The following is a 21,915-nucleotide window of genomic DNA, read 5'->3' on the forward strand; positions in this document are numbered from 1 at the left end:
TGTTCGGAATTTGATTGTTCACCTGTTTATATCATCTCAATCATACAAAGGGGCCTTCCCTATCAAGCCGCAGCGCAATTCATAAAGCGGGAACGAAGCCGGAGTTAAATCCTTCGTACCTTTGTCGCCCAATCAGCTGCCAGTGTGCAGCGTAACAAGTAACAATACCAATGAACAGTCCAGAACGGCGGCAGCGCGGCCAACATAAAGACATCCAGCTAACCGTATCAGAACCCACACAATTGATGGTGTTTCTGATTGATAAACTGCCGCATAAGAACCGGAACAACATTAAGTCGCTGCTGAGCAACAAGCAGATTCTAATTGACGGTAAGGTATACACGCAATTTAATCATCCGGTACAGCCGGGGCAGGTCGTAACGGTAGCCGGAAACCGGGCCCCGCAAACGACGCAGTACCGGGGGCTCACCATCCTCTACGAAGATGCTCACCTGATCGTGATTAATAAGCAGCCAGGACTGCTCTCGATGGCCACCGATAAAGAGCGGGATCGCACGGCCTACGGCATCCTGAGTGACTACGTTAAAAAAGAAAATCCCAAACATAAAATCTTCATCATTCACCGACTCGACCGCGAAACGTCGGGCGTAATGATGTTCGCCAAAAGCGAAAAAGTCCAGCGGCTGATGCAGGAATCGTGGAATGCCACGACCAAACAGCGAACGTACGTTGCGCTGGTAGAAGGCGTTCCGCAACCGCCACAGGGTACTGTCAGTTCCTATCTCCGGGAAAGCAAGGCCCTGATTGTGTATTCAAGCCAAAACCCCGAACTAGGTCAGTTTTCGATTACGAATTACAACGTATTAAAGGCGAACGACCATTTCGCCCTGCTGAACCTGGAACTGGAAACGGGCCGCAAAAACCAAATTCGGGTCCACATGCAGGATATCGGGCATCCGGTTGTCGGCGATGCCAAGTACGGGGCCACTTCCGACCCGATTGGCCGACTGGGGCTCCACGCCGAAGTTCTTGCGTTCGAGCATCCAATCACGGGCGAGCCTATGCAGTTCAGCGCCCCCGTCCCCAAATCGTTCCTGAGCGTATTCAAGGCTGCTCAGTAAAGAGTTCTTTTTTAATTGACAAATCCTACCGAATTAGCCAACTATTCCGCCAGGATTTAGTATTGGTATTGTCACTCGCCGAACGGATGCTTTTCCCGGTTCAGCGAGGACATGCTAATGAACGACGTATTGATTTCCAGTGAATTTATGAGAGGACTATAGGCTAGGCAGCACCGTATCGGTTCGGCCAACAGTTGAGCTGATTCCGGGTAGCCAAGCTGGTGGTTTGCGAGTTCGCAGCGCTCGGATTGTAAGCGTTCAGTACCTGCCAAACGGCGTTGGCTGTTGGACGTAACGAACTGGCTCGCTTAAAACAGGGAATTGTTCCCCCGCCTATTCACTGGCTTCAGCACCTTAAAATTGGCATTCAACCAAATTCATTTTTTAACGCATTAAGAATAGGCCAGTTTTGAGTGTCATTTCAGGGATACAACCGATTGCTATGAAGACGCTGTTACTTTCTATATCTATTATTAGCTCAACGACTGTGTTTGCGCAGGTTCCGGTTACACCCGCGGCTCCGGCCAGCAGTACCCAGACACCGGCGGTTAGTCCGCAGCCGGCCAGTGCTGTTCCCGATCCGTTCGGCGCAGCCACTCCCGCCAAAGCCGATACCATTACGCCTGTTTACATTACGCCTGACCCAACCTCGGCTGGTAATGCACCCGCTGCAGGTGCAGCCCCTACCGGCGTTACGCCCGGCCAACGGGTGTCAGAATCTGAACCACTCCCCCGCGGGAACGGCCGCATAGTCGGCGTGTTGATGGATTCGACGACCAATAAGCCCGTCGAGTTTGCCACGATAGCCGTACTTAATCCCCAAACCAACAAACCGATTGACGGGACCACAACCGACGATAAAGGTAAATTCACCTTAAACAAACTGGCACCGGGCCGGTACCGGCTTCAGTATTCGTTTATCGGTTATAAAGACAAGCGCAGCGCCCTCATCACAGTCGACAAAGGCACTGACCTCAACCTGGGCATGGTTAAACTGACTCCCGATGTTCGCACCCTGAAAGAAGTGAACGTAGTGGGTCAGGCGGCTATGGTCGAAGAAAAGGTAGACCGGCTCGTGTATAATGCCGATAAAGACATTACGGCCAAGGGCGGAGATGCTGGCGACATCCTCCGGAAAGTACCCATGCTGTCGGTTGACCTCGACGGGAACGTCAGTTTGCGGGGCAGCAGCAACGTTCGCGTGCTGATCAACAACAAACCTTCAACCATTGTGGCCAGCAGCGTGGCCGATGCCCTGAAGCAGATTCCCGCCGACATGATCAAGACGGTGGAAGTGATTACCTCGCCCTCGGCCAAGTACGACGCCGAAGGCTCGGCCGGTATCATCAACATCATCACCAAGAAGACCACGCTGCAAGGCGCAACCCTCGATATAAATGGGGGCGGTGGCAACCGGGGGAGTAACCTGGGCCTGAACGGAAACTACCGGACCGGCAAGATGGGTTTTTCGCTCAGCGGCTTCGGCCGGGCCGAATACAACGTAAAAGGCTCGTTCTCGAATGAGCAGACCACGCTCTCATCCGCCGGTAATGCACGGACCCTCCAAACGGCCAATACCTTAAGCCAGCGGCTATTCGGCAACTACCAGCTCGGCTGGGATTATGACATCAACAAAACTACCTCGCTGACAGCCAGTCTTCGTTATGGAGCCCGCAACGGCAACAACAACCAGTATAACCTGCTGACCCAAACGTTCCAGCCGAATGGTTTCTTTCCCTTGATTAACAATCGGGACGTTCGCACGAAAGATCGGTCGGGCACGGTTGATGCGAACGTTACGTACACCAAGACGTACAAGCCCCAGCAGGAGTTCAGCGTACTGGCCTTGTATAGCCGCAACAACCGCACGAACAATTTCGTAGCGGACATCCTGGGCGGAACCGATTTCCAGACCATTACGTCCCGCCAGCGGAACGACAACATCAGCTATAACCAGGAATCGACCTTACAGATTGATTACCAAACCCCAATGGGCAAAAATCAACTGCTGGAATTTGGGGGTAAAGGTATTTTCCGGCAGGTGAACAGCGAATACGAATACCTGATTGCCAATGGCTCAGATGCGCCTTACGTAGTCGATAATTCGCGGCCCGCCAATACGCTGTATTACGATCAGAATATTGCAGCCTCTTACCTGTCCTATACCTTAACGACCAAGAGTAAGTACACGATTAAAGCCGGTGCCCGCTACGAATACACGTTCGTGAACGCCCGGTTCAGCAACGAGTCGACGGCTCCGGCGGCTTCGATTCCTGATTACGGAAACCTGGTCCCCAGCATTAATATTTCGAAAAGCCTGGGTGGCGGTAGGATCATCAAACTGGCGTATAACCGTCGGATTCAGCGGCCCGGTATTCAGTTCCTCAACCCGAACGTAAACTCATCCAACCCAACCAACATTACGGTTGGAAATCCGTATCTGTCGCCCGAACTGACCGATAACGTGGAGTTCAGCACCAGTGCAAACATCAAGGGGCTGTATCTGAATGCTTCGTTGTTTGCCCGGCGCACCAACAACGAGATCACCGCGGTTCGCGACACGGCCCGCCAGTCGTTCGGCGATCCAGTTAACCCGGTTTACCAGCAGGTTATCCGCACCAGCTACCAGAATGTTGGGCATCAGGATGCATACGGCATCAACCTGTTCGGTAATGGTACGCTGTTCTCGAAATGGCAGCTTGGTGGCGGCATTGACCTCTACCACGTCAGCCTGACCAACAACAATGCGAATCCAATTTATTCGGCGTCGAATTCAGGCTGGGTAATCGCCGGTCGGCTCATGACCAGCCTGACCCTTAAAAATGGGTGGGGTGTTCAGGCCTTCGGTGGTATGCGCGGCAGACAAGTGCAATTGCAGGGTTACCAGAGTTCGATGTATTTCTATAACGTGGGGGTTCGTAAAGACATCAACGAAAAACGCGGCAGCATTGGCCTGGCGGCAGAGAACTTCTTTAACCATCCCTTCACCATGCGTTCGGAACTGTCCTCGCCGATCCTGACCCAAAATACGATGACGAGCTTCTATAACGCGGGTATTCGGTTGACGTTCAGCTATAAGATTGGCAAGATGAGCTTCGATCAGCCCCAGCAGCGTCGTCGTTCCATCAACAACGACGATATTAAAGAAGGCGACAATGGCGGTGGTGATGCCGGAAACGGCAACCAACCTCAGCAATCGACTCCATCGGGTGGTGGGAACCGGGGCGGTGGCCGTGGTGGACGGCCAAGATAACCAGAGCTGACCAGGTGATACCTAATGGTACATTTTGTGAGATCGTTGTATAGTAGATTAGAATAGGTTATAGGTAATCCCCCCTGTGTTGCAGGGGGGATTCTTTTTTTGTGTCTACCCGGTGTTGCTTATTGCGTCCAGCTGGCCCACGCTTGTGCAGTCGGAAAACGCGGGTAATTGCCTGTCAGGCTTACAGCTACTTACTATAATCAAGGTCCTGACAAACGGTTACCCACCTCGTACGCAACGGTGATATAGATGCAACGAATCTGTGTTATACAACGTATCTCACTAGATGCTGCATCCGAATTGTCATCCCATTCACCAGAAAATCGTATCTGACGTTTATCTATATAGACTTTTCACCATAATACTGGACTTTACCAGTATTGCCTACACACTAGTAAACTTTGTTGACTATAAAGGGGTTAACTTACATCGAATACTCTACCTGACGATTGCATGAAGCAACTAGTACCTAACACGGTTGCGCTAAACTTTATATTAGTTCTGTGGTCTTTCGTATGCGTAGCTCAGGGAACTGTTTATACGGTTTCGGGGCGCGTAACGGATGCGGCTACGGGCGATGGCATTCCGTTTGCCAGCATTGCCGTAAAAGGGCAGACAACGGGTACGACCTCCGACGAAAGTGGTCGCTACTCACTACGTATCAAGCAGCTAGCTGATTCGCTGCTGGTGATGAGTCTGGGTTATCAGACGCATTCGTATCCGCTGCTGCCCCAGGCCACCCAGATCATTGACGCTCAGCTCCGATCAGCTGCTACCAGTCTACAGGAAGTAAAAGTATACGCGAAGGGAGGAGACCCCGCCTACCGGGTCATTCGCGAAACGGTACGTCGGCGCAGTCAGTTTGACCCAGCCCAGTTGACAGCGTATCAGTACGACAGCTATACCAAGATTGAAGGCTACATCAACAACTTTACCCAGAAGCGTAAAAACAACAAACGACCGGGTCCACTCGGGCGGTTACTGGGTAAGCTGCCAGCCATAACCGACGAAAACGGAAGTCCCGCCGTACCGGTGTTTATCTCTGAAACAGTTTCCAACTTCTACGCCCGCAGCAACCCCGAGAAAGTAAAAGAGCGCGTGCTGAAATCGCACGTAACGGGGGTAGGCGTCAGCGACGGTGGCCTGATTGCGCAACTAACGGGAGCGTCGTTTCAGCAATATAACTTCTACCGAAATTCCTTATACATCCTGCGTAAAGACATTCCGTCGCCGATTGGGGGGCAGTGGGAAACGATTTATACCTTTCGATTGAAAGACACGGTTTCGCTCGGCAACGCCATCTGTTACGAGATCGAATTTACGCCCAAACGGGCCGCTGATCTGGCCTTTACCGGAACCGTCTGGATTGATACGTTGCAGCTCGCCCTCGCTCAGGTGGATGCCCGGGTCGACAAACGGGCGAACATCAACTTCGTCGACGAACTGCATATTGAGCAGGAATGGACGACCATTACGTCGGGGCTGCGGTTTCCGACCCAAACGCAGGTAACGATTGATACGGATCAACCAGCTCCCCGTGCTCCGGGGGCCCTGGTTCGCTTTTTTGCCACGGCTCGAAACATCACCGAAAACCAGCCGAAAGATCCTACTTTCTACGACCCATCCATCGAACTGGCCGACGACTACCGCGAAGCGGATACAGCGTTCTGGCAGCGCGTACGCCCTGACTCGCTTTCGCCCGATGAATGGCGGGCCATGCGAGTCGTCGACTCGGTCCGGAATGTACCCTTAATAAAGGTCGCCGGAGAAATCATCAAACTAGGTGTGCTGGGCTATAAACCCATCGAAAAGTGGAACATTGACATTGGTCCCCTGCTCTACTCGTATGCCAGCAACAGCGTAGAAGGTACGCGGTTTCGGTTTGGATTGCGGACAAACACCGGCTTTAGCCGAAAATGGCTGCTGAGTGGCTATCTGGCCTATGGCACCAAAGATGAAACGGTCAAGTACAGCGCCAACATCGAGTACATCGTAAACCGCAAGCCCTGGACGGTTCTGGGCGCTCGTCGGACGTATGATCTGGAGCGGGTGGGTGTATCGGCCGACAACATTGGTAATAACTCGCTTTTTGCGGCTTATTCCCGATTTGGCACCATCCGGCGACCGTATTTCCAGGAAGAGAATTTACTGTATTTTCGGCGCGAGATGGGTCGGGGCTTCACCCAGACCATAGCCCTGCGCAACCGCAGTTTCGAGCCGCTTTTCCCGTTCGCCTTCCGGCCGCAGCTCCGCGACAACGATCAGTCCATGCGCAGCACGTACCGCACCTCGGAGCTAATCTGGGAAACTCGGTTTGCGCCGGACGAAGTCATTCTTCAGAACGATAACGTACGGGTAAGCGCGGGCGCGACCCGCAAGCCAATTTACACGCTCCGGTACACGGTCGGGCTGCGGGATGTGCTCGGTGGCGATTTTGCCTACCAGCGCGTAGCCCTGACCATAAAGCACTCCTTCCGCGTGGGCGTATTGGGCCGAACGTATTATTCACTAGGCGCTGGCATCATACCCGCTACGGTACCCTATCCATTGCTGTACACTCCGCTGGGCAATGAGTCACTGTTCTACGTGGGTAACGCCTATAACCTGATGAACTACTTCGAGTTCGTCTGCGACCGCTGGGCGACCATTCAGTTTGAGCACAACTTCGGCGGCCTGCTGTTCAATCGGCTGCCCGTGTTACGTCAGTTAAAGTGGCGGGAACTCATTACGGCAAAAGTGCTGGCGGGCAGCGTATCGTCGGCTAACCTCGCCATGATCCCGGCCACGGATGTCAACGGTCAGGCTGTTGAAGGGTTTAGCTCACTAACCCGGACTCCTTACATTGAAGTCGGCTACGGCATTGACAACATCTTTAAAGTGTTACGTGTGGATGCCATTCACCGGCTAACGTATCGCGACAACATCAGCCGGACCGGCATCCCCGTTACGCCCTTCGCCATTAAAGTATCCGGCTGGTTAGCGTTTTAGACTTCCCATCAGTTAGCGCTCGCCAGCACTTGCTCTACTGTTAGGCTTTCCAGCGAAGGCGCTACCAGATCGGCCTGTACCAGCAATTCCGGAGAGCCTAAGCCGACGACAAACATGCCGCCCCGCTTACCGGCTTCAACCCCTGCTACGGCATCCTCAAACACAACGCATTCGACCGGGCGAACCTCCAGCTCCTGAGCGCCTTTGATAAATACTTCCGGGTCGGGCTTACCCTTGCTGATTTTCGTTCCGTCGATAACGGCGTCGAACGTCTGCGTCATGCCGATACGCTCGAGAATTAACGGGGCATTTTTACTGACTGAACCCAAGGCTGTTTGCAAACCGGCTTTACGCACCTGCGAGAAAAAGTTAGCCACACCGGGCAGAATATCGTCCGATGTCATCCGGCTGACCAGTTCCAGATACCATTGGTTCTTCTGCGCGGCCAGCTCCGCTTTTTTCTCATCCGGAAACGTCAGGCCGCCGTGCGCCAGAATAATGTCCAGAGAATCGGTACGGCTAACGCCTTTCAACCGTTCGTTAAACTCCTCTGAAATATCGAAGCCGAGTTCATTCGCCAGCCGACGCCAGGCCTGATAATGATATATAGCGGTGTCGACAATCACACCGTCTAGATCGAAAAGAAACGCCTCAATGGGCATATTAATTCAGGTTGTAGAAAAGCAAAACTACGCAGAGCGGACGGCTTATCCACCGAAAAGCGGAACGAATCAACGTAATAGTTCGGGTTACAACGGCAAGTTCAGGAATCCGGCAACGTAATCAACTTGAGCGCAGATTGATTCCAGGCTAACCGAATGATAGATAGCGTTTTGCTGTGGCAGGGCCGCGCGACAGCAAATTTTGGTGCCCACCAAACAAGAATGCATTCCTGACCATTGTCTTGATCGCATCAGAAATGCATTCTACATATACAAAACTTACTTACTCAGTTCCAGCACCAGCGCCGTTTTAGCGGGTAGCTTGATGAGTTTTAGATCCGACAGCGTCTGATCTGTCAGTACGTTGCGAGCCGATGTGAAGCCGTTCATACGCTCGGCGAAGCGGTTTGTATCCAGTGAAATCTCTTTGTCGTTTGTGTTCGTAGCCACCATTACCGTCTTGTTGGCATCGTATCGAAAGTAAACGTACGTACCCTCCTGGGGCAGAAACTGCATGAGCTTTCCGGTGTGCATGACCGGGTTGTCCCGGCGATACGTAGCAAGCTTACGTATAAATAAAAAGGCTTCGTTTTCGCGGTCGGTACGCCCGGCGGCTTCAAACTTGTTTTGCTTGTCGCCCGGAAAACCACCGGGAAAGTCACGGCGTACCTCTGCATCCGATGGGTCTTTAAAGTTTTTCATCAGAATTTCGGTGCCGTAATACATTGAGGGTATACCCCGCGTGGTCAGCAGCCAGGTCAGCCCGATCTTGTACTTGTCAAAATCGTCGCCAATCACCGACAGGTACCGATCCGTATCGTGGTTATCCAGGAACGTAACCAGTTTATTAGGGTCAACATACACCGCGTCCTGAGCCAGTGCCTGGTAGAACCGGTTCACGCCATCGTCCCAGCTAAATTTCTGTTTCAGCGCATCCAGCATGGCCGAATAGACCACAAAATCGAGTCCTCCGGGTTGATTGGATTTAAACGGAAAATCAATCTTGTTGCGGGTGTAATATGCCTGATCGACTACGTTGTTCACCCACGACTCTCCAAAAATATGAATCCTGGGATACTCATCCATCAGCGCTTTGTTGCAGCGGTTCATAAACGGCTGGTCGTTATACATATACGTATCGACGCGCCAGGCATCGACGCCGAACTCTTCAACCGACCAGATGGCGTGCTGAATCAGGAAATTCGCTAAAAATGGATTGTTCTGATTCAAATCGGGCAGGTGGGGAACGAACCAGCCATCGAGCGTAATCCGGCGGTCGCTCTCGGCACCGTGCGGGTCGGTAACGGGTTGGTATTTATAGGACGTATTGGTATACGCAGGCCACTGATGCAGCCAGCTCTTCATGGGCAGGTCCTTCAAAAACCAGTGGTTGATACCCACGTGGTTATAGACTGCGTCCTGTACCACTTTCACACCGGCTTCGTGCGCTTTCTTCACGAACGCTTTATATGCTTCGTTACCGCCCATCCGCCGATCGACAACGTAATGGTCGGTGAAGCCGTAGCCGTGATAAGCCGATCGCATCGCGCCCCCTTCGTTCGTTAAGGGCTGGTCGTTCTCCAGTACGGGTGTAAACCAGATGGCCGTTACGCCCAGATCCTTTAGGTAGTTTATGCGTGAACCGGCACCGGCTAAATCGCCCCCATGCCGAAAGAACGGATTGTCGCGATCGGCGTTCGGGTCGGCCATATCGGCAAATTTATCATTGCCCGGATCACCGTTCGCAAACCGATCGGGCATGGCCAGGTAGATGAAGTCAGCAGCGGTAACCCCCTGCCCTTTCGGCGACCGGTCGCGCGCTTTGAGCACAAACGGCTGGGTGAGCGTCTGTGCACCCCGCTTACCCACCAGCTGAACGGTGCCCGGCCTGGCGCTGGGCGCAATGGTCAGATCGAGAAAGGCGTAGTTCGGATTCTCGACCGTGTGGGTTTTAACCAGTTTTACGCCGGGATACGTAACCGAATACGTCAGCCCCCCCGCACTGGGCCCGTATACCAGCAGTTGCAGGTTCGGATTTTTCATACCTACCCACCAGTTCGTTGGATTGACGCGCTTAATCTGGGCGTTTTGCGCGATGGCGCCCGGACTAACCAACAGTATACAGACCAGGCAACCAACATGAATTCTTCTCATACAAGGCATAATTAGCAACAGGATATACAACCGATATATGGCCTTAGCAGCACAATAATGCAAAAATAACCCAAGTTTTTCGTTGAAAAAGGCCATAGCTTTGTCGTTAGCTTTGCAAGCCACCGTAACATCCATCCTGAACGAGTATGAATACCACATCCATTGTCCCCGTCATGGACAAATTGATCATTTATCAAATTTTCACGCGTTTATTCAGTAACCAAACCATAACCAACCGGCCAGCGGGCAGCCTGGCGGAAAACGGGGTTGGTAAATTCAACGATATCAACGACGCTGCGCTGCGGGCGATCAGGCAGTTTGGGGCATCGCATATCTGGTACACCGGCATACTTGAACACGCTACCCAAACCGATTACACGTCCTTCGGTATTCAATCTGACGACCCAGCCATTGTCAAAGGCCGGGCGGGTTCGCCCTATGCCGTTAAAGATTACTACGACGTAGCACCGGATCTCGCCGTTAACGTACCGGATCGCATGGCCGAGTTTGAAGCGCTTGTGCAACGTACCCACGCGCATGGCCTGAAAGTGATCATCGACTTTGTGCCAAATCACGTGGCCCGGCAGTACAAATCCGATGCGAAACCAGCGGACGTCGCCGATCTGGGTGAACAGGATGACACGACCGTAAATTTCTCGCCGAACAACAATTTTTATTATTTACCCGGAGAGACCTTCGTTGCGCCGAACACAGGCGCTGCAGGTAAGGCCACGCACCAGGAACATCCGGCTAAGGTTACCGGCAGCGGCTCCATTACGGCCGCACCCGATGCAAACGACTGGTACGAAACCATCAAGCTCAACTACGGTATCAACCTCTTCGACGGAGGCAGTCGTCACTTTCATCCCATACCCGCCACCTGGCAGCAGATGCTGGACATTTTATTGTTCTGGGCCGAAAAAGGCGTCGACGGCTTTCGCTGCGACATGGCTCAGCTAGTGCCCGTCGAGTTCTGGCAGTGGGCTATAAGTCAGGTGAAGCAGCGTTATCCCCGGCTGATTTTCATCGCCGAAATCTACGAACCCGGCGTATACCGGTCGTTTATCTTTCAGGGCGGCTTCGATTACCTGTACGACAAAGTCGGCCTGTACGATGCCGTTCGCGGACTGATGGAAGGGCATGGCTCCTGTTACGACCTGAGCCGGGTATGGCAGCAGGAATCCGGCGATTTCCCGCAGCACATGCTCCGCTTTCTCGAAACGCACGACGAACAACGTATCGCGTCCCGTTTTTTTGCCGGCAATCCGTGGGCGGCCATACCGGGTATGACGGTAGCCGCCACCATGCATACGGGTCCCGTGCTGCTGTATTTTGGTCAGGAAGTTGGCGTTCGGGCGGAGGGTTCCGAAGGCTTTAGCGGGGATGACGGCCGAACGACGATTTTCGATTACTGGGGATTACCTGACTGGCAGGGGTGGATTAACCAGGGGCAGTACGACGGAGGAGGATTACTGGATGAACAGCGGAAGTTGCGGGCGTTCTACCAGCGGCTGAATCACCTCGTCAACGGCTCAGATGCCATCCAGAACGGCTACTTTTACGATCTTCAGTACGCCAACGACAATGGCCAGAGCGAAGGCTACGACGCCCGTCAGGTCTATAGTTACCTACGGTATACCGATCGTCAGAAACTGCTGATCGTCTGCAATTTTTCCAGCCAGACAACGTACGAAACAACCGTTCGGATTCCGGCTCATGCGTTCGCCACAATGGGTATAGAGGCCAGTCGAACGTATCAGTTCACCGATATTTTTCTGGCTTCGCTGCAACTCGAAGCAACCGGTTCGGCCGGTGTTTCGCTGGTGTTACCGCCCTGGAACGTTCAGGTGCTGGAGATTAAATGATCATTGTTTCGTTACTTTGTGGTTTCTTGGCGATTCAAACGTATCACAACCCATTGGGGAGCTTTTTTACTTCTGTCAGGCGTATGGTAAAACCATGTACAGCACTTCTTTTCCTGCTTACGTCGTCGCTTTCGCTGGCTCAGCCAACGGCACCCGACAATTTACAATCCATAACTCTGCAAGGCGGTAAAACCCCGGCCGAAACAGCCGTCAGCATCGGTAAACAGTTTTTGGGTAAACCCTACGTGCCCCATACACTTGATATAAATCCGACTGAACAGTTGGTGGTGAACGTCCGGGAGTTCGACTGCACAACGTTTCTGGAAACCGTTCTGGCCTTAACGCTTGCGTATCACGACGGAACCGACAAGCCCGCTGCGTTGCCGACCCGGCCGCGTTCAGCCAGTCCGGTTCAGTTCGAACCGCCCTTTCGTAAGTACTTAACGCAGCTCCGCTACCGGGCTGGCCGGATTGATGGATACGCCAGCCGTCTGCACTACTTTTCGGAATGGCTCTACGACAATGAGCGCAAGGGGCTATTGACGGATGTTACCCGCGAACTCCCCGGCAGCATCTCCGTGGCCAAACCGGTATCGTACATGACGACCGCTACGTACCGGTATCCGCACCTGCGCGATCCGGCCATTTTCAAACAGGTGGCCCTTACCGAGGCTGCCATCAGCCAGCAGGCGTTCGCCTTTATTCCCAAAAAGAATATCCAGCAGGCGGAGGCTCAGCTTCGCGAGGGCGACATCATTATGCTGACAGCCGCCCGGCCCGGCCTGGATATGAAGCATGTCGGCATCGCCGTACGACAACCCAACGGTCGTATTCATTTACTCCACGCATCGTCGGACCAGGGCGAGGTTGTCATAACGGCTTATCCGCTAAGCGACTACGTACTGTGGAACAAACGGCTGTCGGGAATTCGCGTGGCTCGTTTAAAGACCAATGAGTCAGCAGCGACGGTAGCGCGCGGGAAGTAATACCCCGAAATTTTGCCCGCATACTCATTTAGCAGATAACAGCTTTACAGTTTCTGTAGTTAGAAGCTAATAAAGTCTAGATAATGGCTCGACAGGACGCACAAACCGAATACATAGTAACGCAGGAATTATTTGATAAGGCTTACCAAAGCTTGCCGATACAGGGATCGGAAAACCAGAAAGCCGAATCAATAAAAGTTATCGCCAAACAGTACCGCCTGAACGTGAGCGATACGCCCAATGCGGGCAAATGGATGATGTGGGCCATTGGCGAAGAATCGTTCGAGTTTACCTGGAAAGATGGTGCCTGGCAGCCCCCCCAGAATCTGGTCGTTTTAACGAGCTCTGGTCGTTGACCAACTCTGTCTGATCACAGCCGGTTAGCGGTTGTCGCAGCAGTCACCGCAGATCTACCGGACTGGCTGTACACATCGTGTTCACTCATTCACGAAGGGTTCTCCGGTTCCACTTCTTTGATCTGATAGGCCACCGATCGGGCGTTTGGCTCCGCCCTGAGGTGGTTCCACTGCGCGTATTGCCGGGTAAAGCTGGCACCGTAATAAAAGATCAGCGAGCAATAGAAAACGAACAGCAGAACAAGAATGATGGCACCCGCTGAGCCGTATAAGGTTCGTACCGGGCTGTTGATCAGCAACCTATCCAGCACCTGCTCGCCGACTTCCACCAGCAAAGCCGTCACCAGCGCCCCTACCCAAACCGCCCGCCACCGAATACGCAGATCGGGCAGGTATTTAAAGACAATACCAAACCAGATGGTCAGCACCAAGACCGAAAAGCTATGCTGGCCTGCCCGCTGTAGCCATTCGTACTGAAATCCATCGGCCAGGTCGGAGTTGGCCAGTGCCCACAGCGCCCGGTGGAGCGTCAGCGAAACGGTAAACAGAAAGCCGGAAAAGATGATGATGCCCAAAGCCACCAGTTTATCCAGGAGAATATACCCCACATTGCGCTGAGTGGCTGGCCGAACACTCCAGAGTTGGTTGAGCGAGTTTTTGATGATCGCGAATAACGTAGTCGAAGCCAGCAGCAACACGAATACACTTAACACTTCGAGGCCGTCGGAAGAGCGGGGCTGCTGGAGGTGCTGCGAAATATCCTGGAGCTGTCGGGCGCTGGGCTGGCCAAAGAGTTCGGCCAGCTTTCCGAACAGCTGCCCGCTCACCCGCTGCTTATCGCCAGTTAAGAGTTCACCGTACAACTGACTCAGAATGATGACGATAGGTGGCAAGGCAAAAAAGGCGAAGAACGCAGTAGCAGCCGCCATGCGGATCGGATCATTCGCTTTTAAGTCAGCGAACGCGTTGGCAGCCAGTTTAAAAAAAGTGGATAGTTTCCGCATAGGACGTAGTGTATACCAACGTAACGGCCCGTGGAGTCCCATAGTTACAGCCACTATACTCATACGCTGGAGAAAGCAGAGGATCGGGGCCGATTCTTTTCCATAAGCGGTCAGGTTTCGGGATAAACTCAGACGATAAGACCAGCGCAATTCGTTATCTTTGATCTGGTTTCTGATTAATCTCTTCATGAAAAAACAACTTATTACCCTTGTTGCCCTCGTGGCAATTCCGGCGTTTACGTTCGCGCAGACAGCCAGCGAGGTCGTCGGCAAACACATCACGGCATTGGGCGGGGCTGACAAAATTGCGGCTATTAAAACGGCTGAGTATGAGCAAACGATGTCTGTAATGGGCATGGATATGCAGGCCAAAACAACGCTCGTTGTCGGTAAATCGTCACGTAGTGAAATTTCGGTTATGGGCCAGCAGATTACCAGCGTCGTTGACGGTGATAAGGGCTGGGCAATTAACCCAATGCAGGGTGGCAACGCCCCGCAGGAGCTCCCCGCCGACCAGGTAAAGCTTCAGAAAAACAATACTGAACCAACGGGTTTGCAGCTGGCGTACGTCCAGATGAACAAAGTACCGTACGAACTGGTCGGTAAAGAAAAGCGGGATGGCAAGGATGTATATAACATTAAAGTGGCTAAACCGGAGGGCGTATATAATTACTACCTCGATGCGGCTACGTATCAGTTGGTTGCGTCGAAGACCGTAATGAACGTACAGGGGCAGTCGGTTGAAGGTACTGCCACTTACAACGACTACAAACAGGTTGATGGCGTGAATTTGCCGCACACCCTTGAAATCAGTGGCGCTGGTATGCCCGGCACGATGACGGCGAAAGTGACCAAGCTTACGCTGAACAGCAAAGTAGACCCGGGCATTTTTGCGATGCCTAAGTAATTTGTTTTCAGCGCCTAAAAAAAAGGAGGTACCGGTGACGGTACCTCCTTTTTTTTAGGCGCGTACTTCGGCAATCCACCTCACCTTTTGCGCTTTACAAAATTTCGACGAATCCTTCGGTGCCGTGAACGCGAATTCGTTGTCCGTCTTTTATCAGTTTGGTCGCGTTTTCGACACCGACAACGGCTGGCAGACCGTATTCGCGGGCGACTACGGCTCCGTGGGTCATCCGTCCGCCTACTTCGGTGACCAGACCTTTCATGGCCACAAACAAGGGGGTCCAGCTCGGGTCAGTGAAGGAGGTAACTACTATGTCTCCCTCTTCCAGATCAGCCTCTTCCATATTTATGATGACTCGTGCCCGCCCCTCAACAACGCCCGAAGAAACGGCAATACCCGCCAAAGCATCAGTCGGCAGATTGTCCCGGTTATAGGCACCTGTTATGATTTCACCATCCGACGTAATAACACGGGGAGGAGTCAGTCTTTCAAAAATTCTGTACTCTTCTTTTCGGCGGGTAATAAGCTCGTAATCCAGCATATGGGTACGTACCACGTCGCGCAGTTCCTGGAAGTTGAGATAGTAAAGATCTTCCTGATCCTGAATCACAGCCGCCTGCACAAGACGGTCGGCTTCTGTATGTAAAGCCTGCTTATACACGAAGTAGCGGCCAACGATCTCGTATTTCGGGTATTCACGATACCCGGCCAGATTCCGGACCAGGCTGATCATTCGGCTTGTCGCTTCGGCTTTCTGTTCTCCATCCGGTAACTGCTTCAACCGATCCAACAACTCGCGTTCTTTTTTCAACGCCTGCTGCCGCCCCTGCTCGAATTTGCGCTTGCTTTCGCCGGGGGCAAAGTGTTTGATGTTAGTCAGAAGCATGGGAACAAGTGTCATTGGCTTCTCGTGCCAACGGGTTCTTGTTATGTCGATTTCTCCGGCGCAGCGCATTCCGTACTTATTGAGGAAATTGTCGAGCGCGTTCCGGGTTTCCTGTCCGCCTTTACATTGAACCAGCCCGGCCCAAAAATGCTCGTTCGTTATGGGTGAACGATCGACCTGTTGTAGATACGTTATTACTTCACGATAAGGGCGAATCACATCGGCGACATCCAGCAGTGCCAGCCCCATTTCCGACGTAACATTGTTGGGTACCGATTGAGAAAGTACATCTGCTACGTTCTTTTCGCCTAACCACGTTTCAATATGTTCATTGATCCACGATGCCGCATTCATACCCGTCATGAGCACACCAAAGCTTTCTGGATGAGAAATATTTCTCCTCGATTGCTGCATATCTTCCAGCATAAAATCGATCAGCTCTGCACCTGATTTTGGCTGGATAGCCTGTTTTAACTCATCAATCGCCAGTTCACTACGTTTGATCAAGTCAGCTACGATTGCAGGGTCGTAGTCCTTTAGCGTCTGATAATCAGCAAATGACGGACCCTGAGCAGATTTGCCGGAAGTTTGTTCCTGCGCATCAGCCGACACTACGTCGATGAACTCATCCCGCTCCAGAATTGTCGTCAAGGCATCTCTGGTGAGCGGATCGGATTTTCCTAACACGTTGATGATAACCCCTCTTCGGGCGGGGGAAGCCAGGTCATTGGTGACGTCGACAAACAACCTTCCGCCCGCTTTATACATGGGCCGGGCGGCTGTCAACTGCCATAACGATAGGCCCAGTGGTTTCATGGAGTCGGTCATCATCTGCTGATGGCCAACCGATACGTAGACGTGCGGCCCCGTGTACGACGACCCGGCTTTTTCGGCCTCAGCCGCTTCAGGGATCGGGTATAACGTAGTGATTGGCCGACTCTGGACAACGTAAACGGTATCGTCCGCCAGGCACCATTCGATGTCCTGAGGATAGCCGAAACGGGCTTCGATCGTTCGTCCGATGCGCTCCAGCTGTAAAATCTGCTCATCAGTCAGCGCTTGCCGACGCTGCTGCTCAAACGCAATTTCCTGCGGGTTCGTGCCTCCTTCTTTCCCGGCATAAATAGCCAGCTTCTTGGCAGCTATCTGTTTATCGATGATTTTCCCCTCACGGACTTTGTAAGTATCCGCGTTTACCAGGCCCGAAACCAGAGCCTCACCCAGTCCGAAACTGGCATCAATGGAGACTACCTTCCGGTTCGACGTAACAGGATCAGCCGTAAACAAAATGCCGGCTACCTGCGGAAACACCATCTGCTGAACAACCACCGCCAGCCGGACTTTACGGTGGTCGAATCGAGTTGCCGATGTTGCCGTTTGAAAACGGTAACTAATGGCCCGCTCGGTAAAGAGCGATGCCCAGCACTTACGGATATGGGTTAGAATGGAATCAATTCCGATAACATTCAGATACGTATCGTGCTGGCCCGCAAAAGAAGCCGTCGGGGAGTCTTCAGCAATTGCGCTGGACCGCACGGCATAGGTCTTTTTTTCACCGAACGCTGCGAGATAACCCGCGATTTCTTCGGCTATATCCTGAGGAAAGGTCACGCCCTCGATAGCCCTGCGAAGCGCACCGCTACGTTCACCGATCTTAGCCCGGTCTTCCACCTCAAGCCGCGATAACTGATCAATTAATTCGGTTATCGACGGCGTTTCCTTAAGGATTCTGGCGAAGGCTTCGGTTGAAACACAAAATCCGTCGGGAACGTGTATTCCGTTGATCCGGGAAAGTTCGCCCAGGTTTGCGCCTTTCCCCCCAACCAGCTCCCGCATTGTTTTATTAACATGCTGAAAAGTAAGTAGATATACGCTCATTGTTCCGTTAGTCCGATTATTTGTTGTTGAGGTAATTTGTTGTTTCGTTCATGATCTCAATGGATTTTGAAAAGTAGGTTTCAAGGATTTTGATCTCCTCGTCTGACAAGGAAGCAATGAGTTTCTCTGACTCGGCTCGAAATTCTTTGTAGAGCGGTGCCAGGAGCGCCAGTATGACGGCGGTGTTTGGTTCGATGATAACCTTGCGTCTGTCGTCGGCGGCAAATCGTCGGTTCACCAGATTCTTTTTTTCAAACCTGTCAATCAGACCCGTAACTGCCCCGGTTGTCAGCCCGGTTAACGTCGACAGTTCGCCCGCTGTCATTTGTCCTCTTTCGATCAGAAAGCCCAAGTATTTATGATCCGTCCCCGAAAGGCCCGCTTTCCGGGCAACGGCTTCATGCATCTGGATGGAGGTGTAGGCATACAACTGATTCAGTTTGCGGACCCGCCTGATTACGTCATCATCTACCATATATCTTATAAACTAAATATCTTAGACACAAAGATAATAATAATTCCACCACAATTACAACCGCCGACTATTCAAGTCAATTGCGTGTCAATTGACTTGAATAGTCGGCTCGCAAACGATAGATACGTTCTATTCATAAACAGAAACGCGCCACGGACTGTAATCCGTGGCGCGTTCAGGAGAATCTGAATAACAAGAAATTAGTGAGCCTTCGCGTGTTCGGGTTTCAACACCACAACATCACGCACGGTGCCCCCGCCGTTGATCTTGTCGACCATCTTATCCAGCAACGGGGTAGCCCAGTTTGGAATATACTTATCGGTTGTTTCGATAAATACTTTCGGGAAATCGTAGAGCGACCGGCCCAAACCGAATTGAACAGCGCAGCGTTTCATGGCGTCGCTGATGCCACCTTTTACGGGCTCGATACCCGTCCGGCTAGCACCATCCGTTTTTTTTACAACTTCGCCACCCTCCAGTACCGCCGTGATCGTGCACAGGAAGCCGCCTTCAATTTCTTTGATTTCGTTCTGCCATCCTGCCCAGCCGAACTGTTCATCAAAGCGCTGCATCACGCACCGGTTTGTGATATAGGGCACAACAATAATTTTCTGACCGTCTTTGGTCTGGCTTTGCACCCGCCATTCTATTTCCTGCGCCGTTAAAGGGGCAGTTAACACTGTTAATTCCATTAGTAATTCGTTGTTTTATTCAGCCAGCTTTAGTAGCTCGTTCAATTTTAATAAGGCTTCAATTGGCGTTAAGCGGTTAACGTCGATACCGCGCAGCTTTTCTTTAATAATTTCCGCCTTGGGATCACCCGCTTCGAAAATCTTCAGGGCCAGTTCGGGTTGGGCTGGCGTTGCCTCGCGAATCTTTTCCCGGTTAGCCTCCCGACCGTGCGATGCTTCTAACTGCTTCAGGATTTCATTCGCCCGGCTCACAATCTGGGCGGGCATACCGGCCATCTGCGCTACGTGGATACCGAAACTATGCTCCGAGCCGCCTTCTTTCAGCTTTCGCAGAAAAATGACCTTATTGCCCATCTCCTTCACCGATACGTTGTAGTTCCTGATCCGGGGGTTGTCGGCAGCCAGGTCGTTTAACTCGTGGTAGTGCGTAGCAAACAGCGTTTTAGGACGGCAGTCGGTTTTGTTATGCAGGTACTCGGTGATTGACCAAGCAATCGACACGCCATCGTACGTACTCGTGCCCCGGCCAATTTCGTCCATCAGGACCAGGCTACGTTCGCTCAGGTTATTCAGGATACTGGCCGTTTCCGTCATTTCAACCATGAACGTACTTTCGCCCCGCGAGAGGTTATCCGAGGCCCCCACACGCGTAAAAATTTTGTCGACAAGGCCGATCTCAGCCGCCGAAGCCGGGACGAAGCTACCCGACTGCGCCATGAGCACGATCAGGGCCGTTTGCCGCAGCAGCGCCGATTTACCAGCCATGTTCGGCCCGGTAATGATGATGATCTGCTGCGTTTCATCGTCCAGATAGATATCGTTCGGGATGTAGGGTTCACCGGGGGGTAATTGCTGTTCAATTACCGGGTGACGGCCGTCTTTGATGTCGAGCACTTTGGTTTCAGTAATCTGTGGCCGAACATACTTGCTCTTAACGGCCACCCGTGCGAACGACGCCAGCACATCGAGCACGGACAAGACCCGGGCATTCTGCTGGATAGCGCCCACGTATTCGCCAGCCGCCATGATCATCTCGTTGAACATCCGGGATTCGATCTGAAAGATCTGCTCTTCGGCGTTCAGAATTTTCTCCTCATATTCCTTGAGTTCGGGCGTAATGTATCGCTCCGCATTCACGAGCGTCTGCTTTCGAATCCAATCGTCGGGAACGCGGTCTTTATGCGCGTTGGTCACTTCCAGATAGTAGCCAAACACTTTATTATACGCCACTTTAAGCGATCCGATGCCCGTCCGCTGAACTTCCCGCTCCTGAAGCTGAATCAGGTAATCTTTACCCGAATATGCAATGGCCGTCAACTCATCCAGTTCAGGATTGATACCGGGTTTGATAATACCGCCCTGGTTCGACAGCGTCGGTGGATCTTCTCGTAGTTCAGCTTCAATACGGTCGAGCAGAAATGCTACCGGATTAAGCTGGTCGGCGTATTTTTTCAATGAGGAGGACTGATTCTGGGCGAGTGCCGTGATCAGCAATTCCTTGATCGGCAGTACGTGCTGCAACGACCGCTTCAGTTGCAGCAACTCGCGCGGGTTAATGCGCCGGACGGCTACTTTGGACACCAGCCGCTCCAGATCACCAATCTGCCGCAGGTGGTTCACCAGCGTATCAGCGATGTCAATGTCTTCAACGAGCAGTTCAACCAGATTCAGTCGCTCGTCGATCAGGGCTTTCTCCTTAAGCGGCAGACTCAGCCATTTACGCAGCAGCCGGGCCCCCATCGGCGTAACCGTCTGATCCAGAATTTGAATGAGCGGAACACCCCCCTCCTGCTGGGCAGCCGTTAATTCGAGGTTGCGAATCGTAAACCGGTCGAGCCATACGTAACGATCTTCTTCGAGCCGGGTTACGCGCGTGATGTGCTGCAGGTCTTTATGCTCGGTTTCGTTCAGGTAGTGCAGAATCACCCCGGCGGCAATGATGCCATCGGGCAGGCCTTCGATACCGAACCCCTTCAGCGATGTCGTCTGGAAGTGCTGTTTCAGAAAGTTATAGCCAAAATCGTACGTAAAGGCCCAGTCTTCCAGGGTATAAGTGTGAAACTTGTCGCCAAACAACAGACCGAATTCCTGCCGGTTGCGCTTGCAATACAGGACCTCCGACGGATTGAAGCTTTGCAGGAGCTTATCGACATAGGCGGCATTGCCCTGCGAAGCGAGAAACTCACCGGTCGATATATCCAGAAAGGATACGCCAAACTGATCCTCCGGATGACCGCCCCCACCCTTGCCAAAGTGCACGGCGGCCAGGTAGTTGTTACGTCGGGTATCGAGTACGTTATCGTTGAATGACACCCCCGGCGTTACCAGCTCGGTAACGCCCCGCCGAACGATCCCTTTTGCAAGCGCCGGGTCTTCGAGCTGATCGCAGATGGCTACGCGCTCGCCCGCCCGGACCAGTTTAGGCAGGTGCGTATCCAGCGAATGATGCGGAAAACCAGCCAGTTCTTCGTTTGATCCGCCGTTATTTCGCTTGGTTAACGTAATGCCCAGAATCTTGCTGGCTTTCACGGCATCCTCGCCAAATGTTTCGTAGAAATCACCAACGCGAAAAAGCAGCAACGCACCCGGATACTTGGCTTTAATCTGGTTGTATTGACGATTAAGGGGCGTTTCGTTAGTCTTTTTCTGAGGTTTTGCTGCGGTGGCTGTCTTCACTAAATTGCGTTCATTAGTTCAAACAAATTTAGCAAATTCAGC

14 protein-coding genes are annotated in these 21,915 nt (G+C 52.4%); 7 read left to right on the top strand and 7 right to left on the bottom strand.

Translation table 11 applies throughout. From position 1 onward, the window contains the following. The first annotated feature begins 170 nt into the window (after positions 1-170). The 3 genes from ACYVBJ_RS25380 (at position 171) to ACYVBJ_RS25390 (ending at position 7,332) form a co-directional block, all read left to right on the top strand. Positions 171-1,082, top strand: a complete 912-nt coding sequence (locus ACYVBJ_RS25380; RefSeq protein WP_460985090.1) for an RluA family pseudouridine synthase — start codon at positions 171-173, stop codon at positions 1,080-1,082. Between the two features lie 442 nt (positions 1,083-1,524). Further along, positions 1,525-4,335, top strand: a complete 2,811-nt coding sequence (locus tag ACYVBJ_RS25385) for a TonB-dependent receptor domain-containing protein (RefSeq protein ID WP_460985091.1) — start codon at positions 1,525-1,527, stop codon at positions 4,333-4,335. Between the two features lie 462 nt (positions 4,336-4,797). Then, positions 4,798-7,332, top strand: coding sequence for a DUF5686 and carboxypeptidase-like regulatory domain-containing protein (locus tag ACYVBJ_RS25390; protein ID WP_460985092.1), 2,535 nt, complete (start codon positions 4,798-4,800; stop codon positions 7,330-7,332). Positions 7,333-7,340: 8 nt separating this feature from the next. On the opposite strand, the gene pgmB is transcribed toward ACYVBJ_RS25390, so the two are convergent. Next, positions 7,341-7,994, bottom strand: coding sequence for a beta-phosphoglucomutase (gene pgmB / locus ACYVBJ_RS25395; RefSeq protein ID WP_460985093.1), 654 nt, complete (start codon positions 7,992-7,994; stop codon positions 7,341-7,343). Positions 7,995-8,273: 279 nt separating this feature from the next. After that, the gene (locus ACYVBJ_RS25400) at positions 8,274-10,148 is read right to left on the bottom strand and encodes a glycoside hydrolase family 13 protein (RefSeq protein ID WP_460985094.1); all 1,875 of its coding nucleotides are present in this window, start codon (positions 10,146-10,148) and stop codon (positions 8,274-8,276) included. A gap of 146 nt (positions 10,149-10,294) precedes the next feature. On the opposite strand from ACYVBJ_RS25400, the gene ACYVBJ_RS25405 reads away from it, so the two are divergent. The 3 genes from ACYVBJ_RS25405 to ACYVBJ_RS25415 all read left to right on the top strand — a co-directional run bounded on the left by ACYVBJ_RS25405 (position 10,295) and on the right by ACYVBJ_RS25415 (position 13,355). After that, complete coding sequence (locus ACYVBJ_RS25405) at positions 10,295-12,013, top strand: alpha-amylase family protein (protein WP_460985095.1); 1,719 nt, start codon at positions 10,295-10,297, stop codon at positions 12,011-12,013. 83 nt (positions 12,014-12,096) lie between these two features. Continuing rightward, the gene (locus ACYVBJ_RS25410) at positions 12,097-12,999 is read left to right on the top strand and encodes an N-acetylmuramoyl-L-alanine amidase-like domain-containing protein (RefSeq protein ID WP_460985096.1); all 903 of its coding nucleotides are present in this window, start codon (positions 12,097-12,099) and stop codon (positions 12,997-12,999) included. An 83-nt stretch (positions 13,000-13,082) separates the two neighbouring features. After that, a complete protein-coding gene (locus ACYVBJ_RS25415) occupies positions 13,083-13,355 on the top strand; it encodes a hypothetical protein (RefSeq protein ID WP_460985097.1) in 273 nt (90 codons plus the stop codon). Positions 13,356-13,444: 89 nt separating this feature from the next. On the opposite strand, the gene ACYVBJ_RS25420 is transcribed toward ACYVBJ_RS25415, so the two are convergent. Next, entirely contained in the window at positions 13,445-14,548 is a 1,104-nt protein-coding gene (locus tag ACYVBJ_RS25420) for a YihY/virulence factor BrkB family protein (RefSeq protein ID WP_460985098.1), read from the bottom strand. Here ACYVBJ_RS25420 and ACYVBJ_RS25425 point away from each other — a divergent pair. After that, on the top strand, positions 14,547-15,266 hold the full coding sequence (locus ACYVBJ_RS25425; RefSeq protein WP_460985099.1) for a LolA-like protein: 720 nt from the start codon (positions 14,547-14,549) through the stop codon (positions 15,264-15,266). The genes ACYVBJ_RS25420 and ACYVBJ_RS25425 overlap by 2 nt on opposite strands. 94 nt (positions 15,267-15,360) lie before the next feature. On the opposite strand, the gene ppsA is transcribed toward ACYVBJ_RS25425, so the two are convergent. From ppsA to mutS, 4 genes are all read right to left on the bottom strand, one after another. Then, positions 15,361-18,030, bottom strand: coding sequence for a phosphoenolpyruvate synthase (ppsA, locus tag ACYVBJ_RS25430; protein ID WP_460985100.1), 2,670 nt, complete (start codon positions 18,028-18,030; stop codon positions 15,361-15,363). Between the two features lie 16 nt (positions 18,031-18,046). Next, positions 18,047-18,505, bottom strand: a complete 459-nt coding sequence (locus ACYVBJ_RS25435; protein WP_460985101.1) for a MarR family winged helix-turn-helix transcriptional regulator — start codon at positions 18,503-18,505, stop codon at positions 18,047-18,049. 200 nt (positions 18,506-18,705) lie between these two features. After that, complete coding sequence (locus ACYVBJ_RS25440) at positions 18,706-19,197, bottom strand: Rad52/Rad22 family DNA repair protein (protein WP_460985102.1); 492 nt, start codon at positions 19,195-19,197, stop codon at positions 18,706-18,708. A 15-nt stretch (positions 19,198-19,212) separates the two neighbouring features. Beyond that, complete coding sequence (mutS, locus tag ACYVBJ_RS25445; RefSeq protein WP_460985103.1) at positions 19,213-21,873, bottom strand: DNA mismatch repair protein MutS; 2,661 nt, start codon at positions 21,871-21,873, stop codon at positions 19,213-19,215. Positions 21,874-21,915: the final 42 nt, after the last annotated feature.

This window comes from Spirosoma fluminis (assembly GCF_054778895.1).